An 18,738-nucleotide genomic window follows, 5' to 3' on the forward strand; every position below is an offset into this window, starting at 1 on the left:
GGGATGGTCAGACACGCGGCAGCGCCGCAATCAGGCGCTCGATGTCTTTCTGGTCGTTATAGACTGATGGCGAGACGCGAAAATGATTGTCGTGCAGGGACAGCCGCACCTGCGCCTTAGCCAACGGCTCGGCCAGCAGTGCTCTCGCATCGGCTAATAGGCAGGTGAGCAATGGGCTGCGCGCTTCGGGGGGCGTGATGATGCGATAGCCTTTGCGAGAAAGTTCTTCGCGCAATTGCCTGATCAACGCCTGCGCATGCGCTTGAATGGCCGGGACGCCGATGCGTGTGATATAGTCGAGCGAATGGTCGAGCTGAGCAGGCACGGCGTGGCTGTAGGTTCCGGTCGCGAAATGGCCGATGGCGCCGCCGCGCTTCATAAAGGCTACCGGCCACGCGCCCGGCGGATCGAGCGGATAGACATGGGTCTCTGGTGGCGACAGGTCGATGCTAGCCGACGCTCCGGGCGTCGCAAAGCCATAATAGCCATATTCGGTGCGGGGCCAAAGATCGGCGAGGCCCCTGCGCACATAGAGGAAACCCAGCCCGAAATCCCCCATCAGCCATTTGTACGTCGCGCACGCCGCGAAATCGACACCGCTGGCGTGCAGATCTACGGGGATGGCTCCGGCGGCATGAATGATATCGGCATAAACCAGCGCCCCCGCGGAATGGGCTAGGTCGCACACCGTCTTCAGGTCATGGGTGAAGCCGTTATAAGTAGACACCAGCGACAACATCACCAGCTTAGTGCCGGGCCTGATCGCTTTCGCCATGTCTTCCAGCGCAATGCGGCCCTCTCGCGCCGTGACCCAATGGACATCGGCGCCCTGCCGCGCCATCTCCATATACATGGGGAAGGATGCGTAGAAGTGCAGCGTGTCCGTGACAATTCGGCCGCCCGCTGTCGGAAGCCCCATCGCGCGCAAGACCATCTGCTCGCCCATTGTCGTGCTCTGGACCCAGGTCAGCTCGTCCGCATCCGCATTCATCAGCCTGGCGAATTTACCCAACGGACGGGCCATGTCCTGACGCCTCTGGTTCTTCGCCATAGGGGTGAGCATCCGGCTTTCCAAATAGGCGTCGATCGCCGCTCTGGCGCCGATGCTGATGGGATGGCTCGATGCATTATCCAAATAAGCGAGCGGGCCGACAGCGAAGGACGCCTTGTCCGGCAGCACCGATGCGACAGATGCTTGCGTCGCTCCAGCCGCAATCGGCATGACGGCAACTGCCCCGCCCAGCGCCTGACGGCGGCTGAGCATCATGACACGATCTCACGGCATGGATCAGGCCAGCGGCTTTGGGTCCGGATTGAATACGCAAAGGTGGCTGGACTCGCCATCGACACCTCCGTCTGTATGCTGATCCATATTAGGTGAGACGAAGCAACGGTGTCGGTCCGCCATGCACTTGGTTCAGTAATCCCGCCGTCGCGGAGGCACGCCAGGTCTCGGCGGCGAGAACCCTGCACTGGGCGTAATCCTCCAGCGCGCGGGCCTCATCGACATTCTCGCGCCAGTGACGCTATCCGGCGTCGTTACGTTATCCATAGTAGGCGTCGGCGGCCGTCCTTGCTTGGGCGGGTCATTCCACGGGCCGGTCATTCAAGAGTCGATCGCGGAACGTCCTGAATTGTGAAGGGTTTCGGGCGCTTGCGTACGAAAGCCTCCAGTGCAGGAACCCGCGGGCCCCACGCCCTGGTCTACGTCACCCCAAGCGACTCTCCCGCGGAGCGGGTTCGCGCTGTGGTCGGCACCCGCCAAAATAGTTGCCAGTCCGCACCTGAGGAGCGAAAATCAGTCGTTAAACGGCGACAAAGGGTCGAAGGCGCTTCACGAGTACGCAGTGAAAGTATCGCGGAGAAAAGGCGGCGTGCCGCGCACAAGGCGGCACGCCTGAAGAGTCAATGCTGTGTCTGCGGCGCGCCGATCTGGATCCTGCGCCCCTTGTCCGGCGCATCCGATTTCGGAAGGCGCACGGTCAGCACACCGTCTCTGAAATCAGCGCCGCAATGTTCTTCGTCTGCGCCCGCCGGAAGAGCGATGGATCGTTCGAAGCGGCCGTAGAAGCGTTCCGACCAGCCCCGGTCCTTGTCTTCATGCTCGCTCTTCTTTTCGCCCCTGAGGGTAAGAACACCATTATAGATCGAGAGTTCGATATCCTTCTCGTTCATGCCGGGTAGCTCTGCGGTGATCGTCACCTGGTTTTCACTCTCCTTCACCTCCAGACTGGGCCACCCTGGCCCAGAAAGAGCGCTTCCGCCCACCATCGGCGTGCGGAAGAAGTCGTCAAAAAGCTTGTCCATCTCCCGATGCAGCTGAGCGAAGGGGCTTTGTTCCCTCTGCTGGTACGTCGCAGGCGCCGTATTCTCTTGCCGGCGCCACGGAACCAAATCACGCATTGCCATGATTCATCTCCTTGGTTTGCGGGCATTCATCGCTGCATGTTTAGCGGCGACCATTTTATTGCCTTCCCTCTAGCTGAAAGCCGTCGTCGTTCGCGATTGCCGGGGCGGCTTGCGATTGCGCGTGGTCGTCATTCATCGAACTGATCCGGATTTTCCGTGGCTTCATAGCCTCCGGAATCTCGCGCATCAGTTCGATCGACAGCACACCGTCCTTCAAGTCTGCGCTTCTCACCTGAACGTGATCGGCGAGTCCAAAGCGGCGCTCAAAGTCACGCACGCCGATGCCACGGTAAAGCACATGGCCTTCGTCGCCATCGCTCTTACGACCGGTCACCAAGAGCATGTTCTGCTGTGTCGAGATTTCGATCTCGTCCTGACGGAAGCCGGCCACTGCCAGGTCGATGCGGTAGCAATCCTCACCTTCACGGAGGATGTTGAAAGGTGGATAGCCTTCGCCGACACTTGCGGCCAACCCGTTTTCCAGAAGATCGAACAAGCGATCGAACCCCACGGTCGACATTCGAAACGGGGTAAAGTCAAAGTTGGTCCTCATATCCAAGTCCTCCATTGAGCAACAAGTCTATGAAGATGCGCCCGAGAGAGCGGGCGCTCTCCATACCGGACCCTGCCGGCATCCGGCAGCGATTTATCTGGTAAGCCCTGGTAGTTTTTCAAGGCCCTCGATCTAGCGAAAAAACGCCCGGTTTTGAATCCCTTGAGGGTTGAACGGGAATGGCAAGCGAGACGATTTCACCGAAGTCGCCCCGCCTGCCATTTCATTTCTGCATCGATTTTAGACCGCCTCTCGTCGAGGCAGGAGATCAGACGCCCACTGTTCCATCTGCCGCTCCACGGCCTGCGTCAGCATCTGCAGGTGCGCCATTTGGGGGCCGTCCGCCTGTCCGTTGGCCTTCAGCGTAGCCTTAACCCGCTTCAGCCGGGTGTGCTCCTCGTTGAGATACGCCAGAAATCGGTGCGACATGGCTCAGTGCGCGCTCCCGTCGAGATGCCGCAGTGCGTCCATCACATCATCCACCGAGAAGGGACGCCGCACCTTAGGCGGCTTCATCAGGGCGGGCTTGCCCTCAACCGAGTGAGCATCGGAGGCCCACGAGGCCAGAATGGATCGCTTTACCTCTGGCTCAAACTGGGGATGGTGAACTACATCTAACGGGTATTGAAAATGGGAGAGGGACATTGCTTTGCCTCCTTTCATCCTATCCTCTACCTTTAGCGGCCGATAAGGGCCGTCACGAAAATTATGCTCTTCGCCGATGCTGTTCAAGATCCGTGATGTGAATAGGTCAGCGACCGAAAGTCGAAGGCTGGGACATAAACTTGAGCCAGAGCACAGCAAACCGGCGAGGCTAAACCCCTACGCCCATTAAAGAGCTGACGGTCAGCAGCTGGAAAATAGAATCGGCCACTTGGATGGCAGAAATGGGTCGAAACCTGACCCTTTGCACTCAGGTCCCCAGCGTCGACGACGTGGGAATAAGTCCGAAATCTCGGCAGCCGTCCATGAGCGCGTCAAGTACGCCCATTTTTGCGCGACTTCGTGCCATAAGCTGCGCGCCAGAGACGGCCGCGAAGATGCTTCTCGCGCGCCGTTCGCTTTCCTCCAACGTAGCGGCGGTCGCGGCCGAAACCGCCTTGGTGAGCCACTTCACGTTGTCTTCGCCAAAAGCCTGTACCTCGCTCCTCACAGCTTCGGATAGATCGTCATGCTCGGCGGACATGAAGCTTGCCAGACACATGCGGTTGTCGTTCTCGAGCGATTGTCGCAAGGTTTTCAGGATAATGCAGCAGCCATTCCTTGGGATTGGAATGTCGGTCCCATAAAGCGCCGAGGGAGGCATCCGAGCTTTCCCAGTAGCGGCGAGCCACTGATCTGCCGCCACCAAGTGGACCGGTTGGTTTTTTATTGGATTAAAGCCGCTGCCGCCATATCCGGGTGGAGGTGGAGCGTAGCGGAACGGGGGGCCAGATATGGCGGTGTTGCCGTTTCAGGAGCCGGCGGCCGATAACTGAAGCTGCTATGTTCAAGAATAGATCAATCTTAAGAACTAGAGACATCGATAAACTATATGCATAGATGCGCTTGACATAAAAAGTAGTACTCGATCTCAGATTGCCCCCCCAACTCCTCTATTCGACATCAGAGTTTTTAAGAAAAGTTAATATCACGGTAATATACATGCCTGATACTAAAAACGCTGGCATGAAAGCCAGTGTGGGCGCTGACAGGGAGCGGCCGTTCACTTCCATCAAAGGGAATGAACATGACTACTCGAAAATCCAAGATGACCAAGACTACTGCTCCCGCGTCTATCCATGTGGACTGCGGCCCCGTGCAGATGCGCTCGCCTGCTGAGCTGATTGCCTATGCGCGCAACCCGCGCAAACATCCTGAAAAGCAGATCGTGAAGCTCATGGCGTCGATGCGGCGCTATGGCTTTACTCAGCCGGTGCTGCTGACGGCGGCGGGCGAGATCATCGCTGGGCATGCACGGGTGGAGGCGGCAAAGCGCTTGCAACTTGTTGCCGTTCCAACGCTCTGCTTGGATCATCTCAGCCCCGCGCAGGTGCGCGAATATCGCCTGGCCGACAATCAGCTGGGCGCGCTTGGCGAGTGGGATATGGAGCTGCTCACCGACGAGCTTCGCGCGGTCATCGAAATTGATGAGATCAGCTGCGTAGAGGCTATGGGCTGGGATATTCCCGAGGTGGAGATCATGATCGACGCCTCCCCTGCCCCTTCGCCGGATAAAGCCGATCCTGCCGACGAGCAGCTGCCGCTCTCGGAGAATTTCGTACCGCAGCTGGGCGACCTGTGGCTGCTCGGCAAGCATCGCCTGCTCTGCGGCTCATCCCTGGAAGCGGAGAATTGGGCGCGACTGATGAACGGCGAGAAGGCCGCCATGGCCTTTGTGGATCCGCCCTATAATGTGCCGGTAAACGGGTTCGTATGCGGGAGCGGCAAGGTGAAACACGAGGAGTTCGCTATGGCCTCGGGAGAGCTAAGCGAAGCGGAGTTCACCGACTTCCTCGCGACCTTCCTCGAACGCATGACCGCGCATATGAGTGACGGGTCCGTGACGGCCTGCGCGATGGACTTCCGCCACATGTACGAGCTTCAGACCGCAGCGCGCCGGCTCGGACTGTCGCTGCTCAACATGTGCGTTTGGAATAAATCAAATGGGGGAATGGGCAGCCTCTACCGCTCGAAGCATGAGCTGATCTTCATCTTCAAAAAGGGTAGCACGCCGCACATCAACAATGTCATGCTTGGGGTCCACGGACGCTATCGGAGCAACGTCTGGGATTTCCCTGGCATCAACAGCTTCGGCAAGGGTCGGATGGAGGATCTGGAATCCCATCCCACGGTCAAGCCGGTCGCGCTGGTGGCAGAATGCATCCGCGACGTTTCGCATCCGGGGCAAATCGTGACCGACGCCTTCCTCGGATCCGGCACCACCCTCCTTGCCGCTGAGCGGACCGGCCGGCGCTGCTTTGGCGCCGAGATCGAGCCCAAATATGTCGATCTCGCCATCCGGCGCTGGGAAAAGCTCACGGGGCGCGAGGCGATCCGGGAGAGCGATGGCCGCAGCTATGCCGATCTTGTTGGCGAGGCCGCTCTCGCAGCTCAACAGGCAGCCTGACCGCTGGGTTGCGAATATTCACAATGTGCTTTTCTGCCTATTCAGGATTCATTGCATCATGATGAACAATGACCCCAGCGGCGTCCCCCAGGATGGCGCCTCTCCCGCTGACCACCCTCGCATGATCGTGGCGCGCCCGCGGCGCAGGATCGTTCCTGCCCGGAAGGCTGCCGACCCCTCCCCCACCAATGCCACCGCCACGTCTCGCGGCGACTATGAGGTCGGATACAAGAGGCCGCCTAAGCGAACGCAATTCAAAAAGGGTCAGTCCGGCAATCCCAAGGGCCGGCCCAAGGGCGCCAAGAGCCTCCAGACCATCGCCCGTCGGCTGCTTACCGAAAAGATCAGCGTCCGCACCGCGCGCGGGGAAAACCGCGTCACGCGCATCGAGGCGATGATGATGAAGCTCATCGAGTCCGCCTCCAAGGGCGACTTTCGCGCCTTGCAGGCGATGTTCACCCTCTATCAGCAGATCATGCCCCACGAACCGATCGATGTAGCCACTGCCGATGCGCCGCTCAGCGCAGCCGATGCAGCGACGCTGGCTCTTTTCGCCGCCGAAATCCGCGAGGATGAAGGAACCGAGCAATGACCCGTCAAATCGACGTGCTGGCGGCCTTGCGCCGCCAGCATCTCTTCCCCTTTCTGGTGAAGGTGTTCGAGACGCTGCATCCCGGTGAACCGCCGCTCGATCCTGCCTGGTATTTACGCGCCATGTGCCATGGCCTTGAAGGCGTCGGGAAAGGCGAGCGCAACCGCTATCTGATCTCCGTGCCGCCCCGGCATCTAAAGTCCATCACCACGGCCGTCGCCTTTGTGGCCTGGATGCTCGGGCACCGGCCTTCGATGAAGATCATGGTCGCGACCTATAGCCAGGACCTGGCGCGCAAACATGCCGATGGCTGTCGCACCATCATGGAAAGCGCCTGGTACCGCCAGCTCTTTCCTGCCACCCGCATCAAGGATGGTGGCAACCGTCAGCTGGAGACCGTCACCACTGCGGGCGGTGTGCGCAAATCGGTATCGCTAGGCGGATCGGTCACCGGTCATGGCGCCGACCTCATCATTGTCGATGATCTCATGATGGCCGATGAGGCATTCAGCCCCACCGCGCGAGAGAATGTGCGGCGATGGTTTGACAATACGCTGGTCAGCCGATTGAACGACAAGCGCTCGGGCGCGATCATCTCGATCCAGCAGCGCCTGCATGAAGATGATCTTCCCGCCTACCTCATGGAAAAGGGCTATGACAGGCTAATCCTGCCTGCCATCGCGGAAAAGGACGAGAAGATCGCCGTTGGCGGCGGCCGCTACTACCATCGCCGCGTGGGCGATCTGCTGAACCCGGAGCGCGAAAATGACGAGGATCTTGCGCACATCCGCCGCGAGATGGGACCGCAGGCCTTCTCCGCGCAATATCAGCAGAACCCGGTTCTGCCTGAAGGCAATATGGTGCGGATCGAATGGTTCGGCCGCGTCGGGGAACTGCCTGAGCGAGAGCGCTGCCAGCTGGTCGTGCAAAGCTGGGATACCGGCATGTCGGACAATCCCACCAGCGACTTTAGCGTCTGCCTGACCTGGGGCTGGCACGAGGAGCGGTGGCATCTGCTCGATATCTTGCGCGAGCGCCTCACCTATCCCGATCTGCGGCGCGCCGTGCTTCTGCAGCATCGCCGCTGGCGGGCCGATCATGTGGTGATCGAAGATGCAGGGAGTGGCATTTCGCTTTATCAGGACTTCCTCTCCGAGCGGCGTTCCAGAGGGCGCGATGCCTTGTGGCCGGTCATGTCCAAGCCATGGGCATCCAAAGAGGAGCGGCTCTCCGGGCAGACCGGACAATTGGAGGCGGGACTATGCGTGCTACCCGCTGAGGCGCCCTGGCTTGATGCCTTCCTCGCAGAGCTGCGTGCATTCCCGAGCGGCCGTCATGATGATCAGGTGGACGCGCTCAGCCAATTTTTGGAGTTCGTCATGAACAAGCGCTCTTGGCTGCATGAGCCACGCGATCCGCTCACGGGAAGAAAGATCAGGATCAATCGGCCGGATCGGATTAATAGAAGATAGCGACGGAGTCGGTACTGCGAATTAAAATCCTCCCTCCAAGCGCGATTATTCTTCATCGGACCATTCGTGTTGAACATTGCCCAGCGATCAGCGGGAGGCAGTCAGCATGCGGCGCGTACGCAGCCAAGCTGTGAATTGCGGCAACAAGCCAGTAGTCGTGGTGCCAGGGCGACCGATACCGAAGCCATGGTCGCCGCGTTCATAGGCGGTCCCGTCACTTTGGCTGACAGAAGGCGCTTATGCGACGCGACATTGGCATTGATATCCACCGGACCTTTGGCGAGGTGGTGATCCGGGAAGACGACCGCATCAACCATGCGGGCCAGGTCGATATGACCCGCAGGCGTTGGAAGACTTCGGCAAAGGACTGCAATCCACTGATGAAGTGGTCATAGAGGCAACTGGCAACTGAATGGCTGGGTCGCGGGTATACCCACCAGGACATGCATGTGCACGTTGCGACATCGACCCGTGATCACGCAGGCGAACTACCTAGCGGTGATGCTGGCTTCTGTCAGCCCGCCGCGTCGCTCCAGACCTGGGCGAAAAAGCTGTTGCGCGCCGCTTCGGCGTCATAGCTGCCCGTGTCGATCATAGTCTGCGGGCACCAATGGCCACCCTTCAGGTACAGGCGCGGCGTCATGGCGAAGCGGTGTCCCGCCGCCGACTGCCATTCCACGGGTGCATCGGGGCCATCGAAGGACGCCGCCAAACATTTGCCACCGCGATATTCCGCCGCATCCTTCAGATCATCTATCCGCCACTCTTCCGGCTCCCGGCTTTCATCGTAGCCGTGATTGAGGAGGGTAGCCTTGCGCGACGGATGAGCGAAGTTGAACTTGGGCCAATCTCGAGGGATGGTCTCCCAAGCCGCGCGCGATCCGAAAAAGGCCTTGATCTTAGCTTCGTCATTATGTGCGAACCAGTAGAGCGATCCTTCGGGGGCTTGGGCGAGCTTTTCGATCCGCTGCGACACCACAGCCGGCAGCAGCCCGGGCACGGTGCGTGCGATCCAGGGCATATGTTTAGGCGCTTCCTTGAAATAGTCCCACAACGACTGTTCGCGAAATGGCACCAAGGCTTCCAGCCGGTCGGAGTCCGCATACCATTGGCCATGGAAGTTACGCGTCGCAAACCAGTGCGGGCGGAGTATCTTCTGGTAGTTGGGCATCTGCGCGGCCATGAATTCATGGTTCACGACCCGCGACGAGACGCCGCCGCCCAGATTGTAGAAGCCGCGCCAGAACTCCGCCGGGACGTCATCGCCGCACAAGGCCGCCATCAGGCGCCCGCTGTCATTTGCCGTTGACCATTCGAATACGCCGTTCAGCGGATTGTGAAACATGATGGGGTCGAAGATCTTCCACATCTCGTAATGCGCCATGCCGCTCTGGCGCACCGACGCCCAATGGGTGATGCCGCTCTGGGCTACGATGGCTTCGGCTTGGGTCTTGGTAGCGGCATAATGATCATAGACACTGATCTTGATCGGGTCGCCCGTCCGGCCCCAATGCACCGGCGCGTTGCGGCTGCCCGTTTCCGCGACGGTCCCGACGTAGATAAGCCGAGTCGTCTTGGGATCGCCGCGCTCATGGATCGCATTGACGATGTTCTGGGTGCCGCCCACATTGACCTTCGCCACGAGCTGCTGCGGCAGCCGGTCCGAAAGCGGCGATACCAGCGCGCCGACATGCAGGACCACGTCAGCGCCGCTCACCCCTTCGCGCACCGATGCGGCGTCGGTGAGGTCACCAAATATTATCTCCGCGGCATTCTTGCGCATGGTGTCGCGTACGACCGGATGCGCGTTCTCGTCGGGCCGCACAAGGATGCGCAGGCGCAGACCATCTTTCTTTTCGGCGACGCGCCTTACGATCTCGCGGCCCATGTTGCCGGTCGCCCCTGTCAAAAAAATCGTCTTGCGGCTGTCACCCATGATATCTGATTCCCACTGTTCACGACAGCTGATCTGGCGCTTCGCTCAGCGCTACGCCGCCGCTCTTGGCCCTGAAACGCTCAGCTTCCATCACTTTCAAGCCTTGCCCTTCCAGGCTAAAAAAAGGGGCTGGTCGAACGACCAGCCCTTTGGGGAGAGAAGCTTTAAGCCTGCTGCCTATCTAGACCTTTCCACGCGTCGCGCAACTACAAATTAATACATTCTTGCTATTTAATAATGTGTACGTAGTAGGTAACACGGCGTATCGGTACAGCCGCTGCAAGAAAAATGGCAATAGCCTACCTTTTTGATGCACAGCGAGCTATCAAATGCGCGATTGCGGCATATGCGCAATAGAGGAGAGAAACATGGCGCGCCTGTCAGATAAAATCGCCATCGTCACTGGTGGCTCCCGGGGCATGGGAGCCGCGACCGTGCGGCAGTTCGCGCGGGAAGGCGCAAAGGTCGTCATCGCGGACCTGCTGCCCCAAGGCGAGGACCTAGCGCAGGAATTGGGCACCGGAGTGCTTTTCCACCGGACTGACATCGCCAGCGAGGGCGACTGGCAAGCGCTACTGGCCGCCACCGAGGCTGCTTTCGGTATGCCGGACATCCTTGTCAACAACGCGGCAATGCAGCGTTTCCGTTCCATCCTGGAATGCGAGGCCGAAGACTTCCGCAAGGTTATCGACGTTAATCTTATCGGCACTTTCCTAGGGTTGAAGATCGTCGGCGGTGCGATGGTGCGGCGCCGCGGCGGTTCCATCATCAACATCTCGTCGGTCGATGGCATGCGCGGCGCGAACGGCTATGCCGCCTATTCATCCAGCAAATGGGCAGTGCGCGGCCTGACCAAGGTTGCCGCCATGGAGTTCGGCCCTCGCGGCGTGCGCGTAAATTCCGTCCATCCGGGCGGCGTCCAGACCATCATGGGCAATCCTACCGGCGCAGCTTCGGACGATGTCGATAAGGGCTTTGGCATGGTGCCGGCGCAGCGCAGCGGCCAGCCTGATGAAATCGCTGCGGCCACCCTTTTCCTGGCGAGCGATGAAGCCTCCTACGTCCTCGGTGCGGAGCTGGCGGTGGATGGGGGCTGGCTCGCTGGCATCTACAACCCGATGCTGTCCGGCGGGCCCGAAGATGTCGATTATGGCACGCGCACGGCGGCTCACGATACCAACAAGTTCCTGGACGATGCACTCCGCGCCAAAGAAGGGAATTGATCATGACTACATTACAAAGCTTGAGTGATGAGCGCGACATCATCCGTGGACTCAGCCAATTCGCGCGCATCCTCGACCAGAAGCGCTGGCAAGACCTGCACACGGTGTTCGCTCAGGATCTAACTTTCGATTATGGATCCGGCAGCGACCAACAAGGCATGGCCGCGCTCGAGAAGCAGATGCGCATGTTTCTCGACGTCTGCGGCGGGACGCAGCACCTGATCGGCAGCATCCTGGTGGACGTAAACGGAGAGTTCGCGGAAAGCCGCGCCTATGTTCAGGCACGGCACCAGCGCCGGGATGATCCGGCAGGCCCAATCTTCGATTCGACAGGCGAATACCGCGACCGATGGGAAAGACGACCCGAAGGCTGGCGCATCGTCCACCGCGATGCGGTCTGGTTCCTACATAGTGGCGACCCCGGGGTTTTGGCGGTAGGCGAAGATCAGTTAGGATGAACGTGTCATCGCTGGTTGACCGCTACGGCGCGCGCGCCTTGATCCTTGGAGGTACTGAGGGAATTGGTGCGGAGTTCGCTGAACTTCTGACCAGAGCGGGGCTCAATCTCACGCTTGTGGCGCGCTCGGCGGGCGCGCTGAACCAAACAGCCGATCGAGTCCGGCGGACGCATGCCGTCGATGTCATCGAACTCGACCTGAGCTCCCCGGACGCCCGGTCGAAAGCCGAGGGGATTGTCGCGGCGCATGACTTCGGCCTCCTCCTCTAGAATGCAGGCGCAACCCACGGGGTTAATCTGTTTCTGGACCAACCGGTCGATCGAGCGCTAAATCTGGTGGCGCTCAATTGAGGATCGCCGGTCGCGTTCGCGCATGCCGCGTTGAGCAGGATAGGGAAGAAAGGGCGCGGTGGGCTCGTGCTCGTGTCGTCCATGTCGGGCCTTGTGGGCAGCGGCTATGTCGCGACCTACGCCGCATCCAAATCCTTTGAGATCGTGTTGGCGGAAGGACTTCACTGGGAATTGCAGCGTGAAGGGGTGGATATCCTGTGCGCCGTCGCCTCGCTAACTAACACGCCCGCCATGCGGCGCTCAGGGATGATGGAGATAGAAGGATTGACGCCGATGGACGCGCGCACCTTTTCATTGGGAGCGATCGAGGCGCTGGGGACTACCCCGGTTTGGTATGCCGTAGGCAATAACGCCGAGGAGGGCATCCGGACGCAGCCGCGCGCCCTCGCGACAGCGAACGCTTCCGCCAACTCGGCCCGATTAGGGGGGAGTAAACATCGATGACCGTCCCTGATCCACGCAGGTGATCGTCTGAAGGTAACCCCCATCCCTCGCAGGGTGGGGGCTTTTCCGCCTCAAATTGCGTTGCGGCGGGCAATCGCGCCAAGGTGTCGGCCGCTCGGTTTGATTGTGCGCTTGAAATTGGTGCGATCAATATCGACCAGGCCGAAGCGCTGATGAAAGCCTTCGTTCCATTCCCAATTGTCCAACAGCGTCCAATGAAAATAGCCACGGACATCCGCGCCGGCGTCGATGGCCGCCTTCAATCCGGTCAACGCGCCGTTGATATAGTCGATGCGACGCGCATCATTGTCGGTGGAGATCCCGTTTTCGGTGACATAGATCGGCACCTTCACATGAGAAGCAGCATAGCGGACGATATTACCGATGGCGGCGGGATAATATTCCCACTTGCTCTTGGTGAATTCGGCATCCTTGCCAGCCTTGCGTGGTCCTTCCGGTCCAATCAAGTAACGGGTATAGCCCTGCACGCCCAGAAAGTCGCTACGTCCGGCCGCTTCCAGCCACTGCGAATAGACTTCCTGCCGCTTTTGCGCGACTTTGGCTTCACCTCCATCAACGGCCTGATCATCACCTATCGACACGATCGCGCCAACCGGGAACTTTCCTGGGCCAGCCTTGAGAGCAGCCATGGCAAGTTCGTGTGCCCGGATCATTGCCGGCACCGCTGTCTCCGGATCGCTGAACAGGAAGGACGAAAATTCATCGCTGCCGACCTTCTTGGCGGCGAGTTTCATAAGCGGGGCCGACATGGACGCGATATCCATGGGCTGGCCCGTCGCGCTCTGCATGTCTGGCGACCATTTAACGACGAGCGGCGCATTGGGCTCGTTGAACGGAACCGCCATGCCGATCAGGTCGCCCATATGCCGCGACACACGGTCGGCATATCGCGCGAAAAGGTCGGGCGCATCCGGCTTGTTCCAGGCGCCACGGGCGGCGAACCATCTCGGCGATGAGAAATGATTGAGCGTCACGTTGGGGAAAACTCCCGCATCGCGGCAGGCGGCGATGCAGCGGCGGTAATGATCCAGTTCCGCCAAGGAAAACTGACCTTCTTCCGGTTCGACGCGTGACCATTCGATGGAAAAGCGATAGGCGTTGAGGCCCATCGCCTTCACTAGCGCGACGTCCTCATACCAGCGGTGATAGCTGTCGCAGGCATCTCCGGACCGCTCCCTAAAAGGAGAAGGCTTCATATTTTCGACAACCCAGAGATCGGAGCTGACATTATTGCCTTCGGTCTGGTGACCCGCGCTCGAAGCGCCCCAAAGAAAGCCCTTGGGGAAGTTCCCCTTTGCCCCACTACGCGTCGGAGCAGCGGTAGGAGCCGAGGCGGATAGCAGCGCTGAGCCAGCCGCCATACCGACCAGGATCGATCGTCGATCGAGCGCATCAGCGAAATCCATGAAATATCCTCTTCATATCTTTATGGACCGCGCCGCGATCCCGAACACCGGTCCGGCGTTGTAACTCATCATTTATAAAAAGAATAGGGCTTGTCAATTTAATCGAGCTGCCATAACGATCCGCGCGTTTGTAACTCGCTACCAGATGCCACAGCATCGAACAGTATCTCTGGGGAGGAATTTATGCGTTTTAGGCAGTTTGCGCGCTATGCGCTCATGGCTGGTTCGGCCTTGGCAGTATTTGCCCCTGCGGCTCATGCCCAGCATGCAACTGAGGTACAGAACGATAGCGTTGCAGCTAATTCTGCATCGGGCGACATCGTCGTCACCGCAACTCGCAGTAGCAAGAGCCTGCAGGAAGTTCCGGTCGTCGTGACCGCCGTTTCTGGCGAGCAGATCAAGGAACTGAACTTCACCAACTTCACCGACATTCAGGCACTCTCGCCCGGCCTTTCCTTTACACCCCGCGGCACGGCGGGGACGGTCACCGCCCTTCGCGGCGTGAGCACCAGCAACACCACTGGTGCACCCCCGGCCGTCGTCATCTATTTCAACGAAGTGCCGATCAACGAAGCGATTGCCTTCCAGAGCCTGTACGACATCGGCCAGATTGAGGTTGTGCGTGGTCCCCAAGGCACGCTGCGTGGTGCACCAGCTCCTGCTGGCTCAATCACGCTTACCACCAAGCGCCCTAACCTTAATGAGGTCGGCGGCTATGTGCAGGGCATCGCAACGGATCAGTTGGGCCTGAATGGCCAGTTTGCCGTCAATGTTCCGATCCTGCAAGACAAGCTGGCTGTGCGCATCTCCGGCCTTTATGACCGCAACGAGAATGGCGACGTTCATAGCGTGACTACCGGGGTTGAATCCGGCGCGGACACGAAGAGCATACGCGCTTCGCTCCTGTGGGAACCGCTGTCGCAGTTGAAGATCCTCGCCACCTATCAATATCTGCGGAACGTCAGCAAGTCGATGCCGACCGTCGAGGGTTCGGGCCTGGGCTATAACGGACCAGCCATCGTCGATCCCCGCCAGCGCCTTGCCGTTCAGGAAGAGCTATCCTACCGCCGCCTGACCGCCCATTATGGCTCGCTGTCCGCGACCTATGATCTGGGCGACGCGTCGGTCAACTACATCGGCGGCTATACGAAGTTCCGTAGCTTCACGCCTGCGGGGGCGGGAGACGGCGATGCTGGCAACGTCATTCCAGGCTATTCCCAACCGCAATATTTCGACAATCCCGTCGAAAGCTGGTCCCATGAACTTCGTCTGGACGGCAAGACCTCCGGCGGTTTTCTCGACTACACGGTCGGCGGCTTCTACTCCAGAGCCAAGTCCGACGTGACGCGCCTCAGCATCTTCGCCTACCTGCCAGGCGCATTCGGCGCCCCGGGGTCAACCGCGCCTACGACGGGCAACCGCGTCGATCGCTACACACTGTTTGGCGATATCACACTGCCCATCAAGGATGTGAACAAGTCCGTCTTCGCCAGCGGTACTTTCCATCTCCCGACCAATACGGAGGTGTTTGTCGGCGCCCGTCACATCTGGTCTGACGTCACCAAGGGCTTCAACCTAACCTTCGATCCCGCGTTTGTGGCGGTCGATGTGGGCCTTCCGAGTGCTTTCTGTGGCTTCGTGCCGGGTTCGTCGGGCGGTTCCCCTATCTATGCCAACGCCTGTGACTTTCCGGTCAATGTTCCTCCCATCACTGAGCCACAGCCGAGCCGCAAGTTCAAGGCCTGGGTGTACGACGCGAAGGTGGTCCAGCATCTGAACGACGATGTGCTGGTCTACGCCGCTTATGGCCACGGGTGGCGCGGCCCCGGTTCCAACCAGGCGACACCGGTGCCGAACAGCGTCCGCACCGTCGCTCCTGAAAAGTCTGACAACTTCGAAATCGGTTTGAAGGGCGAATTTCTCGACAAGCGTCTCCGCTTCAACGCCGCCATCTTCCAGCAGGATTTCAAGGGCTATATCGCGCGCGCCCGGTCCATTCCCAACGTGAATGAAGGCGGTCAGGCCGTATCGGCCGAAGACATCACATTCAATGGCGACGCGCGCGTTCGTGGTGCGGAAGCTGAACTCTATTTCGCACCGAGCGATCGCTTCTATGTCCAGAGCTCGGTCGGCTACGCGAACGGCAAGTTCAAGAATGCGCTGATCCCCTGCCGCGACACTAATTTCGATGGTGTTCCCGACAATGGACCAACGCCCACCTCGCCATCGGCTTTCCCGGCTGGCACGCCGGTGGCCTTCTGCCGCACCAACGGAGCGCTCTCCGACGTGCCGAAGTGGAATGCGACGGTCGTATCCGAATACAATATGCCGCTGGGTCAGGCGACCGCCTATCTGCGCGGGCTGTTCACCTGGCAGAGCAAAACGACCGACATCGCCACGGGCAACAATTATGACAGCTACGGCATCCTGAACCTGTTTCTGGGAGCTCGCGAGATCGTTCCTGGCTTGGACGTCAACATCTTCGCGAAAAACATTTTCAATGTTCAAAAGGTCACCTTCCGCGATGCTGAATATGTCCTTGGCGGCTATCGTTCGGGCTATAACAATGTGAACTACACGGCGCCCCGCGAAGTGGGAGTCACCGCTCGCTTCTCCTTCGGCGGCGGTTAACGAAATGGCTCTGCCGGGTGGCAGATCCCACCCGGCAAGCGTCATCAGAAAAAAGGGGTATGATCCGGTCTGGATCTGCCCCTTTTTTATTCTGACCCGCGTTAGCCGGTCGTATTCGCGTCAGTGGCTCAATGTGGTTGAACCATTCGGCCCTTTCTCGCTTGCATCAGCCCACGTCCACCCGAATACGCGACAGCCGGATTTCCCGTATCCGCCATTCTCCGCCTGTGCGGACATAGCGCTCATGATAATGGCCGTAGCCGTGCATCCATGAGAAGGGCAGCGATGAGCCCTCCTGAACCCACAGCTTGTCCTCCATCGCCCAAATACCTGTCGCGCAATCCGGCCCCTCAATCGTGATTTCCGGCATATGTCCGTGATGGACGGTCTGGATATGCTCCAAGATCGGCGCAAGCTTCGCAACATAGGCGGCTGCCCCTTGAGTGAGCTGGCTTTCGTCGCGTTGACCGGTCGATTCCCGAAAGTCGGCCACCAGATCGGGTGCAAATGTCGCTTCCAGGCCCGCCCAATCCTTCATATCCATCATTCGGAAGTAGCGCGCTTTGAGCGCGTGAATATCCATGATGGCGGCAAGTTTCTCTACTTCGGTCACGATCGCATTCCCCCAATGATACGCCAGACAGTCACCAGCTCACCTTGTTCGCGGCTTCAATGGCGGCCTGCGTGTCGGACGGCAGCAATATGCCGCGCTTCTCCGCCGCCTTAGCCGCCTGGGCGAACCGCTTGTGGTACACGTCCGGCGTGCCGTAGAGCGCCTTCAACTGATCCTTGCTAAAGGGGAATGTCCGCCCCGATCCCCCGATGCATTCGCCTCGCCAATCATAGCGGGCGACCGGAACATCCACCCACGGCGTGCGGAGGCCGCCCTTCACATTGCCGTTCGCATCAAAATAGCCGGCCGGCTCAGGCACCGGCTCCTTCGGCCCTAGGAACGACGCGAGCTGAGGGAAGCTGGGCGCTGCCTTGCCGCTTTTGATCCACCGATCGACGGCAATGATCGCCGCGCCTGAGACATATTGCACCGGCAGGGTGTTTGCATAATCTACGGGACAACCGCCCGCGTTCAGGCCGAGATCGCGTGTATTGGCCTTGGCGACGCGGTCCATATAGGGGCCGGTCGTATGGGAACTGCCCGCCGGCGCCCAGAAACGCAGCATCTTGCCTTCCGGACGCGGCCCGCGTTCGGCGGAAGCCGTGGTGGTGTTGAGCACGATCACCGGCACGCCAACATCAGTGCGTACGACTGGGGCAGGCGTATCGACCCCCGACAACTTCAGATGTGCGCCCCTATGCAGATCTTGCAAGAAAAAGCCGTCAAACACGCCCGCGCGGGGCTGGATGGCATTGATATAAATCGCCATCCGTTCGCCAGCGATCGTGTTGCCCACACCAATTACGGCTTTCGGCTTCAAACCAGAAAATGGATCGGGCCCGGCTGCGGTCTTCTTGCTCTTGAGGGACGCGGCAATCTGCGTCAGTATGTCATAGGACATGTCGGTCGATGGCACCGATAAGCTTCCGTAGCGCTGCGGATCCCAGCGGGCGAGCGTGGTGCCGACCGGGATCCGCTTGCCGGCATAGGTGATCATCTGCGGCGGCTTTTGGTCGTCAATGCCTTCATGGTGCATCGACACCCCTACCCAGCCGAAGCCGTTGCGCAGCAGCGTCTCAGCGTTCCAGCGATAATTGGTATCCCGTTCCGTCCCGTAATATTCCTGCATATACTCGACGACGACAGTGCCATTGAACTTGGCGGCCGATGGTTTGCGAACGAGAATGCGCGTCTTGTAGGGAATATCTTCGCCCGCCACGACCTGCCAGCGGCCGTCCGTCCCGAGCGTCGTGCCCGGCGCAATCTTATAGGCATGGGCCTTGCCCGAAACAAAATATTCGCTTTCGGAATAACCATAGGGTGCCAGATCGACGATCGAGGCGGAATAGGGAAAACCCCGCATCCCGCCGGTCACCGGTCCTTCGGTCGTGACGCTACCGACGCTGGCACGCTGCGCTTTTACTTGTCCGGGCGCCGACAGGGCGCTCCCCGGCTGAACCAGCATCGTCGCCACCAAGAGGGGCACCAGCCACGTTCTGTTCGGTTTCATCTTTTCTCTCC

Annotated in this window: 15 protein-coding genes and 3 pseudogenes; 8 read left to right on the forward strand and 10 right to left on the reverse strand. The window is 59.7% G+C overall.

All coding sequences use genetic code 11. From position 1 onward, the window contains the following. Positions 1-7 precede the first annotated feature (7 nt). The 6 genes and pseudogenes from ACZ5Y5_RS15670 to ACZ5Y5_RS15695 all read right to left on the reverse strand — a co-directional run. Positions 8-1,267 carry an aminotransferase class V-fold PLP-dependent enzyme gene (locus tag ACZ5Y5_RS15670; protein ID WP_464811425.1) on the reverse strand — a complete coding sequence of 420 codons (1,260 nt, stop codon included), beginning with the start codon at positions 1,265-1,267 and terminating at the stop codon, positions 8-10. Positions 1,268-1,905: 638 nt separating this feature from the next. Beyond that, positions 1,906-2,409 carry an Hsp20/alpha crystallin family protein gene (locus tag ACZ5Y5_RS15675; RefSeq protein ID WP_464811426.1) on the reverse strand — a complete coding sequence of 168 codons (504 nt, stop codon included), beginning with the start codon at positions 2,407-2,409 and terminating at the stop codon, positions 1,906-1,908. Positions 2,410-2,464: 55 nt separating this feature from the next. Then, positions 2,465-2,962 (reverse strand): Hsp20 family protein, encoded by a 498-nt coding sequence (locus tag ACZ5Y5_RS15680; protein WP_464811427.1) that lies wholly within the window; start codon positions 2,960-2,962, stop codon positions 2,465-2,467. Positions 2,963-3,202: 240 nt separating this feature from the next. Further along, positions 3,203-3,391, reverse strand: coding sequence for a hypothetical protein (locus ACZ5Y5_RS15685; RefSeq protein ID WP_464811428.1), 189 nt, complete (start codon positions 3,389-3,391; stop codon positions 3,203-3,205). Between the two features lie 484 nt (positions 3,392-3,875). Then, positions 3,876-4,310, reverse strand: coding sequence for a hypothetical protein (locus tag ACZ5Y5_RS15690; protein ID WP_464811429.1), 435 nt, complete (start codon positions 4,308-4,310; stop codon positions 3,876-3,878). Between the two features lie 20 nt (positions 4,311-4,330). Continuing rightward, positions 4,331-4,462: pseudogene (locus ACZ5Y5_RS15695) on the reverse strand (IS3 family transposase); the annotation flags it as partial. Between the two features lie 250 nt (positions 4,463-4,712). Between ACZ5Y5_RS15695 and ACZ5Y5_RS15700 the strand changes: the two are divergent. The 4 genes and pseudogenes from ACZ5Y5_RS15700 to ACZ5Y5_RS15715 all read left to right on the forward strand — a co-directional run. After that, positions 4,713-6,071, forward strand: coding sequence for a site-specific DNA-methyltransferase (locus ACZ5Y5_RS15700; protein ID WP_464811430.1), 1,359 nt, complete (start codon positions 4,713-4,715; stop codon positions 6,069-6,071). A gap of 61 nt (positions 6,072-6,132) precedes the next feature. Beyond that, the gene (locus ACZ5Y5_RS15705; protein ID WP_464811431.1) at positions 6,133-6,663 is read left to right on the forward strand and encodes a DUF5681 domain-containing protein; all 531 of its coding nucleotides are present in this window, start codon (positions 6,133-6,135) and stop codon (positions 6,661-6,663) included. After that, positions 6,660-8,135, forward strand: a complete 1,476-nt coding sequence (terL, locus tag ACZ5Y5_RS15710) for a phage terminase large subunit (protein WP_464811432.1) — start codon at positions 6,660-6,662, stop codon at positions 8,133-8,135. The genes ACZ5Y5_RS15705 and terL overlap by 4 nt, the downstream gene beginning before the upstream one ends. Positions 8,136-8,374: 239 nt before the next feature. Further along, positions 8,375-8,544, forward strand: a pseudogene (locus ACZ5Y5_RS15715) (IS110 family RNA-guided transposase); the annotation flags it as partial. Positions 8,545-8,649: 105 nt separating this feature from the next. Here the strand turns inward: ACZ5Y5_RS15715 and ACZ5Y5_RS15720 are convergent. Then, complete coding sequence (locus ACZ5Y5_RS15720) at positions 8,650-10,071, reverse strand: NAD-dependent epimerase/dehydratase family protein (RefSeq protein ID WP_464811433.1); 1,422 nt, start codon at positions 10,069-10,071, stop codon at positions 8,650-8,652. A gap of 368 nt (positions 10,072-10,439) precedes the next feature. On the opposite strand from ACZ5Y5_RS15720, the gene ACZ5Y5_RS15725 reads away from it, so the two are divergent. From ACZ5Y5_RS15725 to ACZ5Y5_RS15735, 3 genes and pseudogenes are all read left to right on the forward strand, one after another. Then, entirely contained in the window at positions 10,440-11,294 is an 855-nt protein-coding gene (locus ACZ5Y5_RS15725; protein ID WP_464811434.1) for an SDR family NAD(P)-dependent oxidoreductase, read from the forward strand. Between the two features lie 2 nt (positions 11,295-11,296). Then, a complete protein-coding gene (locus ACZ5Y5_RS15730) occupies positions 11,297-11,752 on the forward strand; it encodes a nuclear transport factor 2 family protein (RefSeq protein WP_464811435.1) in 456 nt (151 codons plus the stop codon). Further along, positions 11,749-12,546 (forward strand): annotated as a pseudogene (locus tag ACZ5Y5_RS15735) (SDR family NAD(P)-dependent oxidoreductase). Before ACZ5Y5_RS15730 ends, ACZ5Y5_RS15735 begins: the two are co-directional and overlap by 4 nt. 71 nt (positions 12,547-12,617) lie before the next feature. Here ACZ5Y5_RS15735 and ACZ5Y5_RS15740 read toward each other — a convergent pair. Beyond that, positions 12,618-13,973 (reverse strand): glycoside hydrolase family 1 protein, encoded by a 1,356-nt coding sequence (locus tag ACZ5Y5_RS15740; protein ID WP_464811436.1) that lies wholly within the window; start codon positions 13,971-13,973, stop codon positions 12,618-12,620. 183 nt (positions 13,974-14,156) lie between these two features. Between ACZ5Y5_RS15740 and ACZ5Y5_RS15745 the strand changes: the two genes are divergently transcribed. Continuing rightward, positions 14,157-16,604, forward strand: a complete 2,448-nt coding sequence (locus ACZ5Y5_RS15745) for a TonB-dependent receptor (protein WP_464811437.1) — start codon at positions 14,157-14,159, stop codon at positions 16,602-16,604. 166 nt (positions 16,605-16,770) lie between these two features. Here ACZ5Y5_RS15745 and ACZ5Y5_RS15750 read toward each other — a convergent pair whose 3' ends face one another. Both ACZ5Y5_RS15750 and ACZ5Y5_RS15755 read right to left on the reverse strand, forming a co-directional pair. Further along, a complete protein-coding gene (locus ACZ5Y5_RS15750; RefSeq protein ID WP_464811438.1) occupies positions 16,771-17,217 on the reverse strand; it encodes a nuclear transport factor 2 family protein in 447 nt (148 codons plus the stop codon). A gap of 31 nt (positions 17,218-17,248) precedes the next feature. After that, a complete protein-coding gene (locus tag ACZ5Y5_RS15755) occupies positions 17,249-18,727 on the reverse strand; it encodes an alpha/beta hydrolase domain-containing protein (RefSeq protein WP_464811439.1) in 1,479 nt (492 codons plus the stop codon). Positions 18,728-18,738: the final 11 nt, after the last annotated feature.

The organism is Sphingobium sp. TomTYG65 (assembly GCF_055395525.1).

What these genes read in the sequence shown, in the direction of transcription:
- ACZ5Y5_RS15740 (WP_464811436.1), bottom strand. Translation starts at nt 13,973, where the DNA reads ATGGATTTCGCTGATGCGCTCGATCGACGATCGATCCTGGTCGGTATG.
- ACZ5Y5_RS15700 (WP_464811430.1), top strand. Translation starts at nt 4,713, where the DNA reads ATGACCAAGACTACTGCTCCCGCGTCTATCCATGTGGACTGCGGCCCC.
- ACZ5Y5_RS15745 (WP_464811437.1), top strand. Translation starts at nt 14,157, where the DNA reads ATGCGTTTTAGGCAGTTTGCGCGCTATGCGCTCATGGCTGGTTCGGCC.
- ACZ5Y5_RS15675 (WP_464811426.1), bottom strand. Translation starts at nt 2,409, where the DNA reads ATGGCAATGCGTGATTTGGTTCCGTGGCGCCGGCAAGAGAATACGGCG.
- ACZ5Y5_RS15705 (WP_464811431.1), top strand. Translation starts at nt 6,133, where the DNA reads ATGAACAATGACCCCAGCGGCGTCCCCCAGGATGGCGCCTCTCCCGCT.
- ACZ5Y5_RS15680 (WP_464811427.1), bottom strand. Translation starts at nt 2,962, where the DNA reads ATGAGGACCAACTTTGACTTTACCCCGTTTCGAATGTCGACCGTGGGG.
- ACZ5Y5_RS15685 (WP_464811428.1), bottom strand. Translation starts at nt 3,391, where the DNA reads ATGTCGCACCGATTTCTGGCGTATCTCAACGAGGAGCACACCCGGCTG.
- terL (WP_464811432.1), top strand. Translation starts at nt 6,660, where the DNA reads ATGACCCGTCAAATCGACGTGCTGGCGGCCTTGCGCCGCCAGCATCTC.
- ACZ5Y5_RS15720 (WP_464811433.1), bottom strand. Translation starts at nt 10,071, where the DNA reads ATGGGTGACAGCCGCAAGACGATTTTTTTGACAGGGGCGACCGGCAAC.
- ACZ5Y5_RS15730 (WP_464811435.1), top strand. Translation starts at nt 11,297, where the DNA reads ATGACTACATTACAAAGCTTGAGTGATGAGCGCGACATCATCCGTGGA.
- ACZ5Y5_RS15755 (WP_464811439.1), bottom strand. Translation starts at nt 18,727, where the DNA reads ATGAAACCGAACAGAACGTGGCTGGTGCCCCTCTTGGTGGCGACGATG.
- ACZ5Y5_RS15725 (WP_464811434.1), top strand. Translation starts at nt 10,440, where the DNA reads ATGGCGCGCCTGTCAGATAAAATCGCCATCGTCACTGGTGGCTCCCGG.
- ACZ5Y5_RS15670 (WP_464811425.1), bottom strand. Translation starts at nt 1,267, where the DNA reads ATGATGCTCAGCCGCCGTCAGGCGCTGGGCGGGGCAGTTGCCGTCATG.